The sequence below is a fragment of the Peribacillus suis genome (assembly GCF_059384845.1).
In genome coordinates, this window is record NZ_CM182019.1 from 485,389 (window position 1) to 506,147 (window position 20,759).

The 20,759-nt window shown below is 42.7% G+C and carries 20 protein-coding genes; 15 read left to right on the forward strand and 5 right to left on the reverse strand.

Annotation, left to right across the window (positions count from 1 at the left end):
* Positions 1-31: 31 nt before the first annotated feature.
* The 5 genes from AC503W_RS02380 (at position 32) to qoxD (ending at position 6,225) form a co-directional block, all read left to right on the forward strand.
* A complete protein-coding gene (locus AC503W_RS02380; RefSeq protein WP_494915849.1) occupies positions 32-1,879 on the forward strand; it encodes an IS1182 family transposase in 1,848 nt (615 codons plus the stop codon).
* A gap of 529 nt (positions 1,880-2,408) precedes the next feature.
* A complete protein-coding gene (gene qoxA / locus AC503W_RS02385; protein ID WP_402872032.1) occupies positions 2,409-3,329 on the forward strand; it encodes a cytochrome aa3 quinol oxidase subunit II in 921 nt (306 codons plus the stop codon).
* Positions 3,330-3,398: 69 nt separating this feature from the next.
* Positions 3,399-5,345 carry a cytochrome aa3 quinol oxidase subunit I gene (gene qoxB, locus AC503W_RS02390; RefSeq protein ID WP_402872029.1) on the forward strand — a complete coding sequence of 649 codons (1,947 nt, stop codon included), beginning with the start codon at positions 3,399-3,401 and terminating at the stop codon, positions 5,343-5,345.
* A complete protein-coding gene (qoxC, locus tag AC503W_RS02395) occupies positions 5,345-5,941 on the forward strand; it encodes a cytochrome aa3 quinol oxidase subunit III (RefSeq protein WP_402872026.1) in 597 nt (198 codons plus the stop codon). The genes qoxB and qoxC overlap by 1 nt, the downstream gene beginning before the upstream one ends.
* A complete protein-coding gene (gene qoxD / locus AC503W_RS02400; RefSeq protein ID WP_402872024.1) occupies positions 5,941-6,225 on the forward strand; it encodes a cytochrome aa3 quinol oxidase subunit IV in 285 nt (94 codons plus the stop codon). The genes qoxC and qoxD overlap by 1 nt, the downstream gene beginning before the upstream one ends.
* A 163-nt stretch (positions 6,226-6,388) precedes the next feature.
* On the opposite strand, the gene AC503W_RS02405 is transcribed toward qoxD, so the two are convergent.
* A complete protein-coding gene (locus AC503W_RS02405) occupies positions 6,389-6,523 on the reverse strand; it encodes a BA3454 family stress response protein (RefSeq protein WP_402958509.1) in 135 nt (44 codons plus the stop codon).
* Between the two features lie 279 nt (positions 6,524-6,802).
* Positions 6,803-7,660 carry an EamA family transporter gene (locus AC503W_RS02410; RefSeq protein ID WP_494915853.1) on the reverse strand — a complete coding sequence of 286 codons (858 nt, stop codon included), beginning with the start codon at positions 7,658-7,660 and terminating at the stop codon, positions 6,803-6,805.
* 267 nt (positions 7,661-7,927) lie between these two features.
* Here AC503W_RS02410 and queF point away from each other — a divergent pair, with 267 nt between their 5' ends.
* From queF to AC503W_RS02445, 7 genes are all read left to right on the forward strand, one after another.
* A complete protein-coding gene (gene queF, locus AC503W_RS02415; RefSeq protein WP_494915855.1) occupies positions 7,928-8,425 on the forward strand; it encodes a preQ(1) synthase in 498 nt (165 codons plus the stop codon).
* A 244-nt stretch (positions 8,426-8,669) separates the two neighbouring features.
* Positions 8,670-10,016, forward strand: coding sequence for an aspartate kinase (locus tag AC503W_RS02420; RefSeq protein WP_402872014.1), 1,347 nt, complete (start codon positions 8,670-8,672; stop codon positions 10,014-10,016).
* A gap of 124 nt (positions 10,017-10,140) precedes the next feature.
* Positions 10,141-11,328: a histidine kinase gene (locus AC503W_RS02425; protein ID WP_402872011.1), complete on the forward strand. Its 1,188-nt coding sequence runs from the start codon at positions 10,141-10,143 to the stop codon at positions 11,326-11,328.
* A complete protein-coding gene (locus tag AC503W_RS02430; RefSeq protein ID WP_402872008.1) occupies positions 11,328-11,987 on the forward strand; it encodes a response regulator in 660 nt (219 codons plus the stop codon). The genes AC503W_RS02425 and AC503W_RS02430 overlap by 1 nt, the downstream gene beginning before the upstream one ends.
* A 141-nt stretch (positions 11,988-12,128) precedes the next feature.
* Positions 12,129-13,064, forward strand: a complete 936-nt coding sequence (locus AC503W_RS02435) for an ABC transporter ATP-binding protein (RefSeq protein WP_427688582.1) — start codon at positions 12,129-12,131, stop codon at positions 13,062-13,064.
* 12 nt (positions 13,065-13,076) lie between these two features.
* A complete protein-coding gene (locus AC503W_RS02440; RefSeq protein ID WP_427688583.1) occupies positions 13,077-14,270 on the forward strand; it encodes an ABC transporter permease in 1,194 nt (397 codons plus the stop codon).
* The gene (locus tag AC503W_RS02445; RefSeq protein ID WP_427688584.1) at positions 14,267-15,415 is read left to right on the forward strand and encodes an ABC transporter permease; all 1,149 of its coding nucleotides are present in this window, start codon (positions 14,267-14,269) and stop codon (positions 15,413-15,415) included. The genes AC503W_RS02440 and AC503W_RS02445 overlap by 4 nt, the downstream gene beginning before the upstream one ends.
* Positions 15,416-15,449: 34 nt before the next feature.
* Here AC503W_RS02445 and AC503W_RS02450 read toward each other — a convergent pair whose 3' ends face one another.
* A complete protein-coding gene (locus AC503W_RS02450) occupies positions 15,450-16,616 on the reverse strand; it encodes an ABC transporter permease (RefSeq protein ID WP_427688586.1) in 1,167 nt (388 codons plus the stop codon).
* Entirely contained in the window at positions 16,606-17,358 is a 753-nt protein-coding gene (locus AC503W_RS02455) for an ATP-binding cassette domain-containing protein (RefSeq protein WP_427688588.1), read from the reverse strand. The genes AC503W_RS02450 and AC503W_RS02455 overlap by 11 nt, the downstream gene beginning before the upstream one ends.
* A gap of 162 nt (positions 17,359-17,520) precedes the next feature.
* Here AC503W_RS02455 and AC503W_RS02460 point away from each other — a divergent pair, with 162 nt between their 5' ends.
* From AC503W_RS02460 to fosB, 3 genes are read left to right on the forward strand one after another with little or no spacing between them, the layout of a single operon-like run.
* Positions 17,521-18,219 carry a LytR/AlgR family response regulator transcription factor gene (locus AC503W_RS02460; RefSeq protein WP_427651461.1) on the forward strand — a complete coding sequence of 233 codons (699 nt, stop codon included), beginning with the start codon at positions 17,521-17,523 and terminating at the stop codon, positions 18,217-18,219.
* A 12-nt stretch (positions 18,220-18,231) separates the two neighbouring features.
* Positions 18,232-19,203, forward strand: coding sequence for a sensor histidine kinase (locus AC503W_RS02465; protein WP_427688590.1), 972 nt, complete (start codon positions 18,232-18,234; stop codon positions 19,201-19,203).
* 28 nt (positions 19,204-19,231) lie between these two features.
* Positions 19,232-19,660 (forward strand): metallothiol transferase FosB, encoded by a 429-nt coding sequence (fosB, locus tag AC503W_RS02470; RefSeq protein WP_427688591.1) that lies wholly within the window; start codon positions 19,232-19,234, stop codon positions 19,658-19,660.
* A 148-nt stretch (positions 19,661-19,808) separates the two neighbouring features.
* On the opposite strand, the gene AC503W_RS02475 is transcribed toward fosB, so the two are convergent.
* Entirely contained in the window at positions 19,809-20,369 is a 561-nt protein-coding gene (locus tag AC503W_RS02475; protein WP_402958494.1) for a nitroreductase family protein, read from the reverse strand.
* Positions 20,370-20,759 lie beyond the last annotated feature (390 nt).

Here is a 20,759-nt window from a genome sequence, read left to right on the forward strand (position 1 = left end):
CCACACACCATTTACGAAAGGACGATTTTTTATGAGCAATCCAAAGATCACTACAGAAAATTATAACATGGAACAAACTATACTACCACTCACCATTCAAGAGGAAACTACGGAAACTACCGTTCCTCAAAAACGAAATTCTACACCTACTTTTATTCCCTATGATAACCAACAAACCACTGTTATTTTTGACATTCAGGATCTCATTCCGGTTCACCACGTGGCGCGTGTGATTGATCAAATGATTGAATCAGTAGAAGATAATGTCTTTTTTGAGCACTATAATGGTGGCGGACGTAGCTCTTACCATCCTAAAATGATGACGAAAGTCATTTTGTATGCCTATTCTCAAAAAGTCTATTCCTGTCGTGAAATCGCCAAACTGGTTAAAGAAAATATCCCAACAATGTGGCTGGCTGCCTTGCAAAAACCGGATTATCGAACGATTAATCGATTTCGCACACAACAAATGGATAAGCTCCTTCCGAAGCTATTTGAAGAAATGATCCATCAACTAATAGAAGAAAAGCACGTCACAATGGAGAACTATTTTCTAGACGGAACAAAGATTGAAGCAAGCGCAAACAAGTATTCATTTGTGTGGAAAAAGGCGACGACCAAATTTGAGGCGAAGCTGCAAGAAAAAATCGAAGAAACGTACCAACAGATTCAGACCATTGCAAATGAAGAGGGTCTTGAACTGTCTACTCAAGATGAAACCTCCTCATTAACGGCAGAGGAAAAACTAACTCAAATAGAAAAAGCATTAGTGGAAAAAGTTGAAAAGGAAACGAATGGTATCCAACTTGAAGAAGATGTCCAGGTACGAAAAGAAAAACGACGGGAACTCAGTCCGGTTAAGAAACTATTGAAATTAGTGCGCGAAGACTTAGGTCCACGATTAGTAAAATATAAACAACAAAATGCTCTATTTGGCGATCGAAATAGTTATTCTAAAACCGATACGGATGCGACATTTATGCGAATGAAAGATGATCATATGAATAACGGACAACTAAAACCTGGTTATAATATTCAAATGGCAACGGAAAATCAATTCATTCTTTTTTATACGATACATCAACGCCCAACTGATACGCGTTGTTTCAAGCCGCATATAGAGGCACTGAAGAATACATCGCTACCATTCCCGAAAAACGTCATCGCAGATGCCGGCTATGGCAGTGAAGAAAACTATCTCTACTCTTTGGAAGAAGAATTTGAAGCTTTGATTCCTTACAATACTTTTTTAACGGAACAAAAACGGAGCTATAAAAAAGATATTCGTCATGCGAGTAACTGGGCATATGATGAACAAAAGGATGAATACACCTGTCCAAATAACCGTAAGGTTTTATTTAAGCGTTACTCGACCCGTACGGATAAAAATGGATTCACACGTGACTTTAAAATTTATGAATGTGAGGATTGTACGGATTGCCCATTAAAATCTCAATGTACAAAGGCGACAGGAAATCGCCAAGTGCATGTTAATCCAGTTTATGAAGAATTAAAAGCGAAAGCAAAAGTGAACCTTTGGTCTGAATCGAATGCACAACTTTACGCTCGACGAAAAATCGAGGTAGAGAGTGTTTTTGGTCATATCAAGGGCAATAGGTCGTTCCGTCGCTTTTCGCTTCGGGGCTTAGCGAAAGTACAAACGGAGTTTGGCATCGTAGCCATGGCACATAATTTACTGAAGATAGCTGGGTTACGTCAGCTACTTTCAGTAAATTATTATAGAAATAGAAAAACAGGTGGAGAAAAACAACTCGTTTTTCTCCACCTGTTTTATTTTAGGGACTTATTAGACAGCCTCTTCTTTTTTATTAGGAGAGTAGAGCGTTTCTTCAATAGAAGAAACGCTTATTTACTTTAAAAAAACTGTATGCAGGTAATGATAAAAAAGTATGATTTTTTAGTTTCCACAATGGCTAAGGGAAAAACACTTACAATAATTTATATCAGAATAAAATAAGTAAGTGAAGAAAAAGGATGTTTATACCAGATTAGACATATTATCCTACTAATATTGTGAAATATTTAACATTAGAGGTGATTTTGAGGCATATTTCCCCATGATGTATAATGTTACAATTGTTTATTTCACTATATTAATATAAAATAAAATAGACATAGGTAGGGACAATCCTGTACTTTGGGAAGCTGTCTCGTTTTTCATTATAAGGATTTATTATAGGGCATAAGAAAAAAATAATACAATATAACTGCTCATTTACCACATATTTACGGTTTTTAAATGAACTTTTTATGACATTCTTCATTTCATATTGTCTTTTTTTCCACTTGGAACTAAGATATGAGAATAAGAGGTTTAAAGATTGGTAAATGTTTTCTCCGAATAATTACCAATGTCAAATATATTATACTAAGAGAGGGGTAGCACGATGAAAATAAAGTGGGCTTTTTTAACCATCCTTTTTACTGTTGCCACAGTGTTAACAGGCTGCGAACCATTAATGGTCTTAGATCCAAAAGGGCCTCAAGCTGAAACGCAAGCTAAGGACATAATGTTATCTATTGGATTAATGTCGATTATCGTTCTAGTCGTTTTTGGAATTTTAATCTATATGTTAGTCAAGTACAGAGCTTCTAAACAAAGTAAGGATTACGAACCGCCTCATATTGAAGGAAGTAAACTAGTAGAGACAATTTGTGTTGGTGTTCCAATTTTAATTGTAGGTTTCCTTTCTATTGTTTCTACTCAAAGTAACTATAAAGTAGAGGCAACACCTGAAGGATATGAAGATAAAGAGCCTTTGGTTGTTTACGCTTCAACATCTAACTGGAAATGGCATTTTAGTTATCCAGAAGAAAATATTGAAACGGTTAACTATTTATACATTCCAACAGACCGTCCGCTTGAATTCAAACTTTACTCTTATGGACCAATCACAAGTTTCTGGATTCCACAACTTGGTGGTCAAAAATACGCAATGAGCGACATGGTTAACACTCTGCACCTAGCAGCTGACGAACCAGGTGAATACATGGGTAGAAACGCAAACTTTAGTGGTAAAGGATTCGCTGAGAACACGTTCAACGTTACAGCAATGCCTGAAGCCGAGTTTGATGAATGGGTAGATGAAGTGCATCAAACTGCTAAACCTCTTACAGAAGATAAATTCGATGAGTTATTAGAACCAGGTCATCTTGGTACATCCACTTACACTGGAACTCATCTAGAATTCAGTCCTGCTCCTGAGGGTGAAAATGGTGGACATGATCATGGATCAGACGAAGGTTCACACGAAGGACATGATTCACACGAAGAGCACGAAGAGCACGAAGAACATAGCAATCATTAAGATGTGGGGTTAGTTATACAACTAACCTTACAGGGTAAACAATAAATTTCCAAAAGGAGTCACGATAGTATGGAATTCTTTGATCGATTTGCCGTACCTCATCCAAGTCTTGCGATTTACGCATCGATGGTTGCCATTGGTCTTACTACGCTTGCCATAATTGCTGGTTTGACCTATTTCAAAAAATGGGGTTATCTTTGGCGTGAATGGTTAACAACGGTTGACCATAAACGTATCGGTATCATGTATATAATTGCTGCTTTAGCCATGCTTTTCCGCGGTGGCGCAGATGCTATCATGATGCGTGCACAACTTGCCGTACCAGATAACACTCTTTTAGATGCACAGCATTATAATGAAATTTTCACGACACATGGTGTCGTAATGATCATATTCATGGCCATGCCATTTATCATGGCGTTCATGAACATCGTTGTTCCGCTTCAAATCGGTGCACGTGACGTAGCATTCCCACGTCTAAATGCACTAAGTTTCTGGTTATTCTTTATGGGTGCGATGTTAATAAACATTTCATTCGTAGTCGGTGGTTCTCCTGATGCAGGTTGGACTTCTTATTTCCCACTGGCAGGTAATGACTTCAGTGAGTCGGTAGGCTCGAATTATTACATGTTCGCTCTTCAGATTTCAGGTCTTGGTACATTGATGACGGGTATTAACTTCATCACTACAATCCTGAAAATGAGAGCACCTGGTATTACATTGATGAAAATGCCAATGTTTACTTGGTCAGCTTTAATCACTAACTTAATCATTGTTTTCGCTTTCCCTGTATTAACAGTGTTGCTTATCATGGGAACAATGGATAGATTATTCGGAACCCACTTCTTTACAACAACTGGTGGCGGTATGGATATGCTTTGGGCCAACTTCTTCTGGGTTTGGGGACATCCTGAGGTTTATATCTTAATCTTGCCGGCATTCGGTATTTATAGTGAGGTTATCTCAACCTTTGCCAAACGTAACCTATATGGTTATAAATCAATGGTAGCTTCAATGGTTCTTATCTCGCTTCTTTCATTCTTAGTATGGGTGCATCACTTCTTTACTATGGGTCAAGGAGCACTTACAAACAGTATCTTCTCTATCACAACGATGGCGATTGCTGTTCCAACCGGAGTTAAGATATTCAACTGGTTGTTCACGCTTTGGAAAGGTAAGATTACATTTACCACTCCAATGATTTATTCAGTACTATTCTTACCGATCTTTACTATCGGTGGTGTTACTGGGGTAATGCTTGGTATGTCAGCAGCCGATTACCAGTACCATAATACAATGTTCTTGGTAGCCCATTTCCATATGGTTATTATTCCTGGTGTTGTATTCGCGATGCTAGCTGGTCTGCATTTCTACTGGCCAAAAATGTTCGGTTTCATGTTAAATGAAAAGCTTGGTAAGATCTCAGCTTGGATCATTACAATGAGTACATTAGTTGCCTTTATGCCAATGTTCTTCAGTGGATTAGATGGTCAAGCACGTCGTATGTACACATATTCTGAATCAACTGGATTCGGGTTGATGAATATGATTTCATTCATTGGTGCAGCAGGACTTGCTGTAGGTTTTGTAGTAATCGTCTATAACGTGTACTACAGCGTACGTTACTCTCCAAGAAACATCGGTTCAGATCCATGGGATGCTCGTTCTCTTGAATGGTCTACTCATAACCCTGCACCGGAATATAACTTTGCCGTATTACCACAGGTTAATTCAATTGAACCTGTTTGGGATGCTAAGAAAAAGGGACATGACTTATTCCCAGGCAAGTACGAAAAAATTCATATGCCTAATAATAGCGGAATGCCGATCATCATGAGTGCGATTTTCTTTGTTTGGGGCTTCTCATTCATATTTGCACTTTGGATTCCTGCTATCGTTGCAACAATCGCGATCTTTGTTTGTATGGCGCTTCGGTCATTCGAGGAAGATCATGGTCACTACATTTCAGTTGAAGAAATTGAAGAGACAGAATCAAAATTGCGAGGTGCTAAATAATGAAAATTGATAACTCGCTGCCACTTGAATATAGTACTGAAGAGAATAGTCTGAAGATATTTGGTTTCTGGATTTTCCTTGGTGCTGAAATTATGCTTTTCGCTACACTATTTGCTGGATATTTCGTATTACAGGATCGTACTGCTGGAGGACCTGGAGTGGAGATTTTTGAAATCACTCCAGTTCTAGCTGAAACAATCTTACTTTTAACAAGTAGTTTTGTTATCGGTCTTGGTATCCACGCCATGCGTCTTGGCAGACAGAAAGCGATGATGACATTCTTTGCTATCACGCTTTTGCTAGGCCTAGGATTCTTATGCGTTGAAATTTACGAGTTTATGCACTATGTTCATATTGGGGCAGGATTACAAACTAGTGCTTTCACAGCTATGCTGATGACAACACTAGGTACACATGGAGCTCACGTAACTGCTGGTTTATTCTGGGGAACGTTCATTATCCTTCAGGTTAAAAAGCGCGGATTGACTCCGGCAACAGCTAATAAATCGTTTATCTTCTCTCTATACTGGCATTTCCTAGATGTAGTTTGGATCTTTATCTTTAGCTTCATCTATCTGAAAGGAATGATCTCATAATGTCTGAATTGTTCCCACGAAAACAAGTAATGGGTTTTGTATTCTCAATGATTCTTACTGCAGTGGCTATTGCGGTTTACTTCTTTGATATGTCATTCCCAGTTGGTATGACGGTACTTCTTGTTACTGCATTTATACAAGCAGGTCTTCAGCTTGTTGTATTCATGCATGCTGGTGAAACGAAAGATGGAAAAGCAATTTACGTAAACGTTTATTACGGTATGTTCATTGCATTATTCACGGTCTTTGGTACTTTACTAGCTATGACTTGGGGTTACTTGTAAGAGAATCTAATCAAAAGAGGGCGTCCTTCAAAAGGCGCTCTTTTTTTGTTTGTTCGGGGTAATTTCATATAGTAGGGTAAGGGGATACATTCGATAGGATTCTTTGAAGTTTCATAAAAAAAGGCAATAAAAAAAGCAGGTATCTAAGGCGATGCCTGCTTTTTTATTCCTTCCACTGTTTCTCGACTTGATGAAGCGCCGTTTGAAAAATTTCTTGCTCATTAGCACCTGGTTTTGCAAGAACATTCGTTTGATATGACTTTCCATTGTAATCCACTTTCACAGTAACTTTAACCATTTTCCATCTTCCTTTCTTTATCATGGTACCTTCAAAGTACACACTTACTATATACCCATTCTTACCGGGCAATCAAACATTTAGCCTATGCTGCTCTCTAAAATATTTAATATTCATAATTATCTGATAAATCAAATGAGATGTCAACACTTTTTGGGGTCAGACCCTATTTCCCAGAATTCATTCAAGTGAAATATGCTTGGTACGACAGGGGTCATGGCAGTTGGTTAAGGGGTCAGACCCCATTTCCCAAGGTGGCTCGGGAATGGGGTTTGAATTTTAGATTTTGGTTAGGATGATTCCGATCAGGGCTGCGAGGACGCCGGCGATTTGGTAGGTTTTTAGTTTTTCTTTGAATAGGTAGCAACCAGCGAACACGACGATCAGGCAGTTGAGGCTGACGACTGGAAAGATGATGCTTGCTATGCCGGTATTCAGGGCGAAGAAATAGCAGCCGTAGCCGATTACGCTCAAGAGGCCTACACAGGAACCAATCTTGATTTCTTTAGATTTAATTTTCTCATGTTTAATGCCCATCGCGACCATGAGGTAAACCGTTCCCCCTCCGTACATGGATACCAGGATATCAAGGGAGCTCAGGTGAAGGCGTGTCGTTGTCGTCATCAGGATGCCGAGTACGCCAAAGGAGAAGATGGCAAATAAGGTATGCATCATCCAAGGGACATACTGATGATTCCCTTTGGCATTTGGCGTGTACTGGATGATCAAGGTGGCGAGCAACATACAGATGACGCCGCTCCATTGCAACTGAGAAATGTGCTCATGAAAAATGAGCGCTGCACAGAGAATCGGGAAAATGGTATTCGCCGCGATTAAAGGGGAAGTCAGGCTTGCCGGTCCTTTTTCAAAGGCACTTGCCATTTGGATATTCCCATTAGCATTGAGGACCCCGATTGCCGCACCTAGCAGGATGGAGACCCAATTCAGGTTCAGCCCATCGACGAGCACACCATACATAATGGATAGAATGAAAGCAACAAAATAAAAGAAGAACTGGATATGTATTTTGGAATGGCCTTTTGTTCCACTCCATTTGAAAATGCTGTTATTGATGCCGAAACAAAAACTGGTGATGAGGGCTGCAAAAATCCACATGGCTGTAATCTCTTCCTTCATTTAGGATAAACTCTTTATATATTCTAGCTTAAGATAAGAAAGTTTCAAAGTTTGATATTGACAGAATTGAGTTTATCTACTATATTTACACATGATAAAATCAAATGAATTCCCGATAAACGGGAGAGGTTCATAGCATCACCCTCTTAAAAAAACTATGGCTTGATATTTTGCGAATCAACCATATCTTTAAGGAGATATGGTTTTTATTTGTGTAGAGGCCCCATTATGAACCTCCCTGGATACGTGGAAGAGGAGGACGTTTATATGTCTGGAAGAAAAGAAGAAGAATTAAAGGATATCACCCTACTAGGAAACCAGGGTACACAATATTCCTTTGATTATGCACCGGAAATTTTGGAGTCCTTTGATAATAAGCATCTGAACAGGGATTACTTCGTCAAGTTCAATTGCCCGGAGTTTACGAGTTTATGTCCGATTACGGGGCAGCCTGATTTTGCGACCATCTATATCAGCTACATTCCGAGTGTGAAAATGGTCGAAAGCAAGTCGTTGAAATTGTATTTGTTCTCTTTCCGCAATCATGGAGATTTTCACGAAGACTGCATGAATATCATCATGAATGATTTAATCGAATTGATGGATCCGAAGTATATTGAGGTCTGGGGCAAGTTCACTCCACGGGGTGGCATTTCCATTGATCCTTATACGAACTATGGAAAACCAGGGACGAAGTTTGAAGAAATGGCGAGTTACCGGTTGATGAACCATGACTTGTATCCAGAAACTGTGGATAATCGGTAAGTGAAATGTGGGCTTTAATGATTTAGCTTCTCGATTTTTCGGGAAGCTTTTTTATGTTTAGAACTTAAATTGGGCGGATAGGATAAGGCAATTTAACCATCATGAAAATTTCATTCGAATTGTCTTTATCAAAAATACATATGTCCTCATATAATGGAATTAATCCTTGATTGTTTCGTAAAAAAGCGTAATAATAGGGAGAGTTGATTTTGACAGAATATTTCTAAAAATAGGGGTTGTCGGGATGAAAGTAGCAAAGTTTGGCGGGAGCTCACTCGCGTCGGGAGAACAATTGAAGAAGGTATTCGAAATTGTGGTTTCAGATCCAGAGAGAAAAGTCATCGTTGTTTCAGCACCAGGGAAACGCAATTCTGATGATATAAAGGTGACGGATTTACTGATTGCCGCTGCGGAACGCCAGTTGCATGGGGATGATGGTGGGCTTTTAATAGAAGATGTCGTTTCTCGATATGCGAGTATTGCTGAGGAGTTAGACATTCCAGGAGAGGTCATTGCGGAGATACGTGACAATTTATATAGCCTGCTGCATGCAGACCAGAGTAAACCGAAGCGTTATTTGGATGCCTTGAAGGCGAGCGGAGAAGATAATAATGCGAAGCTGGTTTCAGCCTATTTTCGGAGTCGTGGGGTAGAGGCTCAGTATATGGACCCGATGAAAGCCGGCTTGATTGTGACGGATGAGGGCGGATATACACAGGTGCTTCCTGAATCATATGAGCGTTTATATGCACTTCGTGAGGAGCCGGGTATCGTGGTATTCCCCGGATTCTTCGGATATACAATGGATGGGGATGTTTTAACCTTTTCAAGGAGCGGATCGGATATTACGGGTTCGATTCTTGCAAATGGCGTCAAGGCAGACTTATATGAGAACTTTACGGACGTGGATGCCGTGTACGCAGTGAATCCACATGTGGTGTCCAATCCGAAGGGAATACGTGAATTGACGTATCGGGAAATGCGAGAACTGTCTTATGCCGGTTTTTCGGTCTTTCACGATGAAGCGTTAATCCCTGCATTCCGTGCTGGTATTCCAGTACATATACAGAACACGAACAATCCGAGTGCACAGGGGACAAGGATTGTGAGTACCCGTGATAATATGAATGGGCCCGTCATAGGGATTGCGAGTGACAAAGGGTTTTGCAGTATTTACATTAATAAATACTTGATGAACCGTGAAGTTGGATTCGGTCGTAAATTGCTTCATATTCTTGAAGATTACGGTGTATCTTATGAACATGCCCCATCTGGCATTGATGATGTCACGATCATCCTCCGTCAAGATCAAATGAGTGAAGAGGCCGAGGCGAAAATTGTTTCGCGCATTAAGCAGGAGCTTCATGCCGATCAAGTCATTGTTGAACATAATCTGGCCTTGATCATGGTCGTCGGTGAAGGCATGCGTCATAATGTGGGAACAACGGCTAGGGCATCGAAAGCGTTGGCCGATGCTAAGGTCAACATTGAAATGATTAACCAAGGTTCTTCCGAAGTGAGCATGATGTTCGGTGTGAAGGGTCATAGCGAAGAGACGGCCATCCAGGCGCTATATCATGAGTTCTTTTAAGAATAAGAGAATATGAGACCCTCCTGAACAGGGGGGTTTTTTCGTTTTCGGAAAAATAAGCTCTTTATTTTCTACCATAATTTAGGCATGATGGTAGAAGAGAGAAGGAAAGAGGGCGGACGGCATGGGGTGGTTAGTCAATCTACGGATTGTCATGTTCTTGATGATCAGCTTTATGTATTACTGGAGGATTCCGGATTCCAATCCATATGTAAAAGGCCTGCTCATCTTGATCGCTATTGGTTTTATCCTGAATCATTATTTGCTTTTTTATAAGGATTCAATTCAACATGATCTCCGAATCGTCTATTTCGATGGCATCCTCAGTTTTGTATATGGATTTTTGTTCCCCCAGACTACCCTTTATATGATTCTAGTCGGTGTCGTTGCGATTACTGTGTTTATCCTTGTCTCGGAGTCTAAGAAACATAGGATATTTGGCTTGTTTTTTGTATTCCTATGGGGGTTGGTTATGGTTTCGGCCTATTTACAAACAGGTACGCTGGATATCATGGATAACCTCATGAGTTTCTCATTTGTCGCCTTTACGTCTGTAGTCGGCAATTTGATCCGGAAACTCACTGAGGCCAGTGATGTGGTGAATGAGCAATACTTACAATTGAATGAGGCGCATGAAGAGCTGTCTGTGGCCCATAAACGGTTGCAGGAATATTCCCTTCAGGCAGAGGAAACGGCAAAAATCAGAGAGAGAAACCGGATTGCAAGGGAGATACATGATACGGTGGGACATAAGATGACAGCCTTATTCGTGCAGATGGAGCTAGCTTATGAACTGATTGACCATGACTTGGAAAAGGCGAAGGGTACGATGAATATTTGCAAGGATTTGGCCCAGGGTGCCTTGGAGGAGGTTCGCTATTCCGTTCAGGCATTGAATGAAGACGAGACGGCTTTCCTGACAAGTGTGAATAGGTTGCTGAATGAATTTCACCAATCGACAGGCCTGAAATCGACTGTAGAACTTTCGGGGGATTCCAGCCATATTCCCCATACCCTTCAGCCAACACTCATCCGTGTGATTCAGGAGAGTCTAACCAATGCAAAACGTCATGGAAATGCAACGGTTAGTTCAATCAGGCTGGTCTGCATTCCGGAAATGGTGAGGGTTGAGATCCAGGATAACGGCAAGGGTGCAAGCCTTATCATTCCAGGGTTCGGGTTGAAGACGATGCAAGACCGGATTAATGAAATGGGTGGGGTGTTGTCATATGGAAGCAAGGAAGCCCAAGGGTTCCATATGACCGCAGAGTTCCCGTTAAACGAGAAAAAATGGGCGATAGGAGGAACGTGATGATAAGGGTAATGGTGGTTGATGATCAGCCGCTCATCCGTGACGGTTTGGCGGCTTTGTTGAATTTGCGTCCAGAACTGGAAGTGGTTGGCGTGGCAAGTAACGGCATGGAGGCTTATGAACGGTCAGTGGAAATGAAACCGGATATTGTGTTGATGGATATCCGGATGCCACAGACGAATGGTGTGGCAGGGACAAAGTTGATTACATCAAAACTTCCCCATACAAAGGTGCTGATGCTTACAACGTTTCAAGATAGTGCCCTCATTTTCTCAGCATTGGAGGAAGGGGCGAGCGGGTATTTGCTGAAGGACATGTCAGCGGACATGATTGCAAATGCCATCAGGACCGTTCAATCAGGTGGGGTGGTGCTGCCCCCGGAAATCACCATACACATGCTTCGAGAGTTAAGGAGCGAAAAAGAAAGGAAAGCGAGTGAATCGCCTGCTGTCCTTGGTGATTTAACAAACAGGGAATATGATGTCCTTCGGGATCTTGGCCATGGAAAAAGTAACAAGGAAATCGCAGCCACTTTGTGCATCACGGAGGGCACCGTGAAAAACCATGTTTCCAATATCATTTCCAAACTTGAATTACGTGACCGCACCCAGGCTGCCGTTTTTGCCGTACGATATGGGGTCACTACGTTTACAGAGTGAAACTTCCATATCATCCAAGATAGATGACTTTCGGCATAGACGAAGGTCATTTTTTTTATGGAATTCTTCCTTGAGGCAGATGGTTTTTTTTTACTTTGGTCATAGAATTAGGGGGAAGCGTCATACGAGGGGGAATGTATCGTGTTAAAGGTGAAAGAGGTCAGGAAATCATACGGGAAGCATGTGGCCGTACAGGATGTTTCTTTTTCGGTGGATAAAGGGGAATCCTTCGGTTTGTTGGGACCAAATGGAGCAGGTAAGTCAACGACGATTGCCATGATTTGCGGGTTGTTGCCTTATGACTCGGGAGACATCCTTATCGATGGTCTTTCGGTGAAAAAACAGCCAAGGGACGTTAAAAAGAAAATTGGAATCGTTCCACAGGAAATTGCCCTGTACCCGACGATGAGCGCACAGGATAATTTACTGTTCTGGGGAAGGATGCAGGGACTGACGAGGGCACAAGGGAAACAAAGGGCAGGGGTTGTGCTTGAAATCATCGGGTTGTTGGATAGGGCCAAAGATAAAGTCGAAACCTTCTCGGGCGGGATGAAAAGAAGGCTGAATATCGGAGCCGCTTTAATGCATGAGCCTGAGCTACTGATCATGGATGAGCCAACGGTCGGAATCGATCCGCAATCGCGCAACCATATTCTAGAAACGGTGAAGCGGTTGAATAGGGAAGGGATGACGGTGATTTATACCAGTCACTATATGGAGGAAGTCGAGCACCTTTGCGACCGGATCGCCATCGTCGATGAAGGGAAAATCATTGCGCTCGGCAAGAAAGAATCCTTATGTGACACGTTGGCGGAGGGAATATTCATCAAACTACAGGTCGATACCCTCAATGGTATGTGGCTTAAGGAATTGGAAGGGATGGAGAATGTGGATAGAGTCGTGATCAATGAAGAAACACACACACTAGAAGTCATGGTGACCAATCACCCGAATATCGTCTCTGATATTATAGCTTCTGCTGTGAAGTCCACTGTTAAAGTGCTGTCCTTTGAAAGGAAGGAACCGAATTTAGAGAGTCTTTTCCTTCAATTGACGGGGAAATCGCTACGGGATTAGGAGGGGTGGAGAATGAAGAGCTTTCTGATTGCATGGAAGGATTTTAAGATACGGGCCATGGACAGGCGAGGTTTCATGACCATGCTGATTATGCCCTTAATCTTGACGTTGATTTTAGGGATGGCTTTGAAGGATATCTTTGGTGGAGATGAAGGGTTTCGGGAAACATCGGTCGGGCTGTACGTGGATAAAAAAGACCCGATGGCCGATGCATTGAAGCAAGATGTCTTAGAAAAGACGGAGTTCCTTACACTAAAAACGGTAGACAGTGAAGAGAAGCTTAAAGAAATGGTGAAAAAGGAGGAAGTTGAAGTTGGAATCCTTATCCCGGCTGAATGGGGTGCAAACCTTGATGAGGCCGTTCTTTACTCGAATCAAGATACTCAACTAAAAGCGACGGTCGTCGAATCGATCATCTCTTCTTTTACCGAGCGGGTACAGACGATTTCAAAGACATCTGAGGCTGTCATGAAAAATGCGACGCAGACACAAGCAGTCGCTACGGGCGAAGGCGCTGGCAAGGAAACTGCAGAGCGAGTATCCATGGAGTTGACGGAAAGTGGAAAGGTGGACATGGAAGTCGGGAATCAATCGGTCGGCGAAACATCCATTTCGTCGATGCAGTATTATGCGGCCGCGATGCTGGTCATGTTTTTGCTTTTTAATGTGACTCTGGGAGCCAAATCCATGATCCAGGAACGTCATACAGACACGCTGGCAAGATTGAACAGTGCCCCGATGAATCAATATTCAATCCTTATCGGGAAGTTCTTGGGCACCCTCTATTTCGCATTCATTCAATTATTGCTCTTTTACGTAGCCACTTCTCTCTTCTTCAACGTCAATTGGGGAGAAAGCCGAGGCCAGGTGGTGGCGTTCGGGTTCATGTATTCCGTCGCCGTCGCGGGTCTGTCCATGTTGTTGGCCGCCTTCATCAAGAGAGAGAAGACAGCTGACTTGATCAGCGGGATCGGCATCCAACTGTTCGCAATCGTCGGAGGGTCGATGCTGCCAATCTATGCGTTTCCTGAGCGGCTTAAAACCATTGCAGCACTAACGCCGAATAATTGGGCACTGACCGGTTTCTTGGACATCATGTCCGGCGTGGGCTGGAGTGGACTGTTGTTGCCGTTTTCGGTTTTGGGGCTAATAGGGCTTGTATCCATGCTGATTGGTGCTTGGCGCTTAAGGGGGAGATATGCTTGAGAAAAATCTGGAACATCTGCAGCTTTGAAATCCAGCGGGTCTTTAAGGAACGGCAGAGCTATCTTATCATGTTTGCTATGCCTCTTATTTTTACACTTTTATTCGGTACCTTAATGGGATCGGATGATCGAGATCCGCTAGCGGTTACATTCGTGGATGAAGATAAGTCCTTGTTATCGAAATCGCTATTTGAAGAATTGCATGAGAAGAATGCCCTGTTCACCTTGGAAAAGGGTTCTAACCAGGATGCGCTCACGGATCTTGATAATAAAAAGATCGTCGGAGTCATTCATGTCGGTAAGGGATTCGAAGCCAAAATGTTGGAGGGGGACCTTCCCAATGTCCGGTTTGAACATATTCCCGAGTTCACCACGAGTCAAACGATCACCGGGTATCTTTCAAATAAGCTTTCGAAACTGAATATTGAAATGAACGGCTCCCTCGTTTGGAGTGAACAGAGCGGCGAAGACTGGAAAAAACTATATGGAAAACTGAGAACGGAATCGGATACGGAAGAATCAGGTCTGAAACAGGTTACCCTAGGTGGAGGCCGGGTTAATGAGCAGGGCGGTTTATCGAGAAGCGCTTCCGGGTTTTCCATCATGTTTTTGATGATTACGATGATGAGTGTCACGGGTACGATTTTAGAGGCGAGAAGTAACGGCGTATGGTACCGTTTACTGTCCACCCCGGCCTCGCGTTTTGAGATAGCTTTCGGTTACCTACTTTCCTTTTTCATGATTGGCTGGATTCAATTTGGAATCTTGATGCTGGCGACTTCTATCTTTTTTGATGTTAGCTGGGGAAATCCCATCTATTTGGTGCTTCTCGTTTCTGCCATGTTGTTCGCGATTGTAGGCCTGGGCCTGATGATTTCGGGCTTTGTAAAAACGGTCGAGCAACAGTCTGCAATCGGAAACCTCGTCGTCATTTCCACCTGCATGATTGCCGGTGTGTATTGGCCACTGGAAATCGAGCCCGCCTTTATGCAGAAGATGGCGGAGTTCCTGCCTCAGAGGTGGGCCATGAAGGGGTTGACGGATATTGCAGGCAATGGGTCCCTCCCTATTGAATCAATCGCGATCTTACTGTTATTCGGACTCGTGTTTTTATTACTGGGCATACGGAGGATCCGATTTGAATAAGAAAGACGCGCTGGTAGGTCAGCGCGTCTTTTACTTAATTCAATACCCATTTGTCTTTCAAGAATAATAGTCTTGATACAGTGAAAAAGATGGCAATGGAGACGATAAGGCTACCTGCTGTCAGTACGATATTCTGGTAGTCGATAACGCCGTAAAGCAGTTCCTTAAAAAGGGCGAATATATTGAAGAATGGAATCAAGAAATGCTTGGTCGTCAATTCGTGCAGGCCAGTGCCTCCTAGGAATAGGACAGGCAGGACACCGAGCATCGTAATCGGCGATAGGTAGTTCTGCGACTCTTTCACGGTTTTGGATATGATGCTGGCTGACATTTGCAGGGCGCCAATGAATAGAGAAAATAAAATGGTGATCAGTAGGGCGGTAGGAAGAATCAACCATAGGTCGCTACCGAAATGAAAGCCCTTTTTCAATTCCTCCGTTAAAAACATAAGTTCCAAGGTGACGACAAGGATCGAGACGATTCCTGCCAGTGCGCCGATGGAAGAGATCGTCAGCCATTTGGCTAGCAGGATCTTTCCCCGGCTAACTGGTGTCATAAGTAAAGCTTCCATCGTTTTCCGGTCTTTTTCCCCGGCAAATGAGTCAGAGGCAAGCGGATAGGCACCCGTACTGATTGCCATCGTGATGATCATGGGGAGAAAGAGCGATAGTATGCTCAAGGAGGCACCATTATCGCTATCTATCCCGGCCTCTTTGAAGTCGACCTTTAGCGGGCTGATCATGTTAGTATCCACATTGATCGATTGCAAGCGCTCCTGGATGATTTGTTTTTCAAAGAGAGTTAAGGCTGACTCGACTTGTGAAAGGACGAAGGAGCCATCTTGGCTATAGGAGTCACCTGAAAGGCTGAATGTGACTTGTTCCCCCTTTTTGATTTGCTCCATGAACTTATCACTAACCTGTAGGGCAGCAGCGGCTTTTCCGTCTTGGACAGCGTCTATCGGATTCTTGAACGATTGGACATCAATTTGAGGGAAGTCCTTCAGTAGTGATTTGGCGTCCGTCGTGAATGATGGATCTACAGCAAGGGTATGGGTTTCCTCTTCATCCGTTGCCATCATGCTCTCATAAAATAACGTCAGTCCCGTCAACAAAAGGATGGGAAGAAATACACTTAATAATAGCGTCCGGCGGTCCCGTAAAGCTTCCTTCAACTCTTTTATATACATATTAAGAAACATGAGGCTGATTCCCCCTTACAAGTTTGGACATGAATATATAATTTAGATCACGGCTATTCTCTTCCTTATATAGAGATTCTAACTGGCCTTCATACACCATTTCCCCTTTGTGCATCATGGCTACAGAGTCGCATAGCAGGGTCACTTCCTCCATGATATGGCTTGAGAATATGATGGTTTTGCCTTGATTCTTTAGCCGAAGAACAAGCTGGCGGAATACATTCGATGAAGTGATATCGAGTCCTGTCGTCGGCTCGTCAAACAGGATGATTTCTGGGTCATGGATGAGCGTCCGCGATATGGCCACTTTTTGGCGCATGCCTTTCGAGAATCCGCCGACTTTACGATCGAGATAATCCTTCATCCCGAACATGACGGCCAGTTCTTCTATCCTCACCTTAGTTTCGTGCTTGCTCAAACCGTACAGAGTGGCGAAATAGGCGAGGTTTTCACGCGTGGTTAAGCGGTCGTATAGGCCGGTTTCCCCACCGAACAGGACACCGATCTTTTTCTTGATTTCATTGGGATGATCCAATGTATCGAATCCGGCCACTTTGATAGACCCTTCTGTCGGTGTCAGGAGTGTGGCAATCGAACGCAACAGCGTGGTCTTTCCGGCACCATTTTCTCCAAGTAATCCGACAATCTGGCCTTTTCCGATGGTAAGGGAAACGTGTTTAAGGGCGGTGATGAATGTTTTTTTATCTTGGAATGTTTTTGTGACTTCATGTATTTCAATCATTTTTCTAACCTCCTACATCTCTTTTGGTTAACTCAATCATACAAATAAAGGAGAGGGGAATCTGTAGTTATGTCGCGAAAGTGCCGTTTTATGTCGCGAAAGTATCGATTTTCCATATTTTGATGGTAAAATAAAGGTAATTTCAGAGAAGGAGAGTTGTAGATGAAGGTAGGCCTTGTGGATGACCGGAAGATTGATTTGGATAAGTTGAATGGGATCGTGGCCCAAATGCCTGGCATCGAATTGGTTTTTTCCACGGATTCCGCTGAATATGCGTATGAGCAGATCAAACAGGAAACGATAGATTTGCTGATTGCGGATATCGAAATGCCTAACTTGTCCGGATATGAAATGGCCGACATCATCCATTCCCATGCATTGAACATAGCGGTCATTTTCGTGACAGGTACGAGCGGGTACGCCGTCCATGCCTTTGAACTCAATGTGCATGACTATATCATGAAGCCCTATTCGAGAGACAGGCTCATCAAATCAATCGAACGGTTCCGGGAAAAGTCAAGAACCGCTGAAGTGGCGGGAAGGCTGTTTATAAAACAGAAAAATGATATTCATATTTTGCAGAAGAAGGACATTATTTTCATTGAACGTTCAGGGCGTTCAACGACCATACATACTAAAAACGGTCCTATCAAAACCTATCAAACATTGAATGAATTGGAGGGAGAACTGCGGGAAAGGGACTTTATCCGTTCACACCGTTCTTTCATCATTAATATTCATTTTGTGAAGAACTTTTCACTGTACGCCAAAAACTCGTATGTCGTCAGCTTTGACGGGATCGAGGAACAGGCGATGATCACGAAGGAAAGGGTGGACTTCCTGCAAGTCCAATACTTTTAAGGTGTGAAAACTATGCATGCATTCATTATAGCCATATTGGGGGTATGGCATCTCTACGAAATAATTAGACTATTACCTTGGCAGATCTCTCCTTCGATAGTCATCCTTCTGATTTGTCTGATTGGCATGGGACTTTACCTCAAGTTCCGCCCCTTATATAAAAAAGCTTCCCTAGGAATCTATATGGAAGGAACTCTATGGGGCATGCAGCTTGTCGTCATTCTTCTCTATTTTTCCATGCCACCCTCCCTTTCGTACTTAGGTTTAGCTGCGACTTTTATAGGAATCGAAACGGTCCGCCTCCATATGTCTGGAATGGGGGATCGTCTAGAAAGAGAGCAAAAAGGAATGGAAAAGGAGCGGTTGCAGGTCAATGAAACGTTCCGGGTGGTCCGCAGTCAGCGCCATGATTTCCTGAAACATGTATCAGCGTTGCAGTTTATGATGGAGCAGGACGAGATGGCTGCCGCGAAAGAATATATGAATGAGTTGGTGGATGGCTTTGAAGAAACGAATCTATCCATTAAAGGAGAAAAAGGGGTCGTCGCCGGGATCCTGCATCAAATGTTCCGTAAGGCCAAGGAAGAACGGATCCAGATGACCTATCACTTCGATGTGCCGCTCTCGTCCCTCCCTTTTTATGACCAGGACCTTGTCGCCTTGATTGGGAATGTGCTTGCCAATGCAGTGGAAGCGGCAAAAGGATGGCAGGAAGAAAAAGGGGATAATGCTCATGTCACGCTTCAGTTTTACAAACGAAGTGGGGTCTACATTCTGACTTGCACCAATCATTGCCTGGCGATTCCTCACTCCATCTTGGATACCATGTTTGAGAAACATGGCCAAACGACGAAGGGTGGGGAACATGAAGGAATGGGAACGAAAATCATCTATGATATCGTAAAGAAACATCAAGGCCATTTGGATTTCACATATAAGAACGAGGAATTCATATTGAAAATCAAGGTCCCGGCCATCGTGTAAGAGGTTATTTGTGCGAAAAGGGAGGAGGATGGTCATCCATATTCAAGGATTGAATCACTTATTATTTTCCGTTTCGGATTTAGAGAAGTCCATTGAATTCTATCAGGCCGTTTTTGGGGCGAAATTGTTAGTGAAAGGGAACCAAACGGCATACTTCGACCTGAATGGGATATGGCTGGCTCTTAATCTGGAAAAGGATATTCCGAGAAACGAAATAAAAGAATCGTATACGCATGTCGCATTTTCCATTACCGAAAAGGATTTTGAAGGCATCCAGGACCGGCTTGAGCGTTTACAGGTGAATATTCTTAGCGGCAGAGAGAGAAATAAGCGTGATAATAAATCCATCTATTTTACTGACTTGGATGGCCATAAGTTCGAATTCCATACGGGAACGCTAAAGGAAAGACTAGATTATTATAAACAGGAAAAGCCCCATATGAGGTTTTTCCAATAGACCGATATAATGCAGGGATTGACCGATAAATGGGACGACTTGACTGATAAAAAGTCCAGTTTGACTGATAAAGGACTTAATTTGACCGATAAAAGACAAAAACGGGTTGAAAAAGGAGCCTCCAATAAGCTTGGAGGCTCCTCCCGATTCAATCCATTATGGTGAGCAGTTCATCTATTGGTGTACGCGGACGGGGCGTAGGAATCATGTCCGGGTATCCGACGTGCAGGCTTCCTACGATTTTCTCCCCGGGTTTTACGCCTAAGGCTTCGCGGAATTCTTGGCTGTGGATCATGCCGTACGTTTCCCAAATCATGCCGATTCCTTGTTCCCAGGCAAGTAAACTGAAATTCTGGATCAAGGCGCTCGTGGCTGCATAATCCTCTTCGCGGGTCATGAGATTCGGGTTTTCCTCCATGATGACCGCAACGAACATCGGAACGCCGTTCAGTTTATTGTACCCACGCTGACCGGCTTCTTTCTTCTTTGACGGATCCTTTTCTTTACCTGCCATAAAGGCCCGTGTCGCTTCTGCTAGCTTCACGCGGCTGTCACCGTGAACAACGACGAATCGCCACGGTTGGGTCATTTTATGATTGGGTGCCCACGTGGAAGTTTCCAAAAGTGATTGAATGGTTTCGAGGGGAACGGGTTGGTCCTTGAATCGTTTGATGCTCCGTCGTTCTTTTATGATTTGTTCTAGTTTCATATTTGTATTTCTCCTTATTCTTAATGATCTATGTATAGGGATGTTTTTTGAAAAAAAAGGACCCCGGATGCCTAATATGCTTTAAATTGAATAAACTGACTTGAATAAAGAGGGGGCAATATTCTAGTGACTTGCATTCGCAACTAAGCATATAATTTTTACTAGGCACAGAGAGACCGGGGCGACATTGTATCTATGTACAATATCAAATGGGTACGATAAGAAATTATCGTAGTACTTAACAAATTTCAGAGATCGATAATGAAATTGAAAATCATTATCAATTAGAATTTTCTCTTATTTCCTGTTTTTTGTCAAGAGGATCTCGGAAAAAATTAAAAAACTTTTTCCAATGCTAACCAAGCTTGCTAATTCTTTTATTAAATCTGT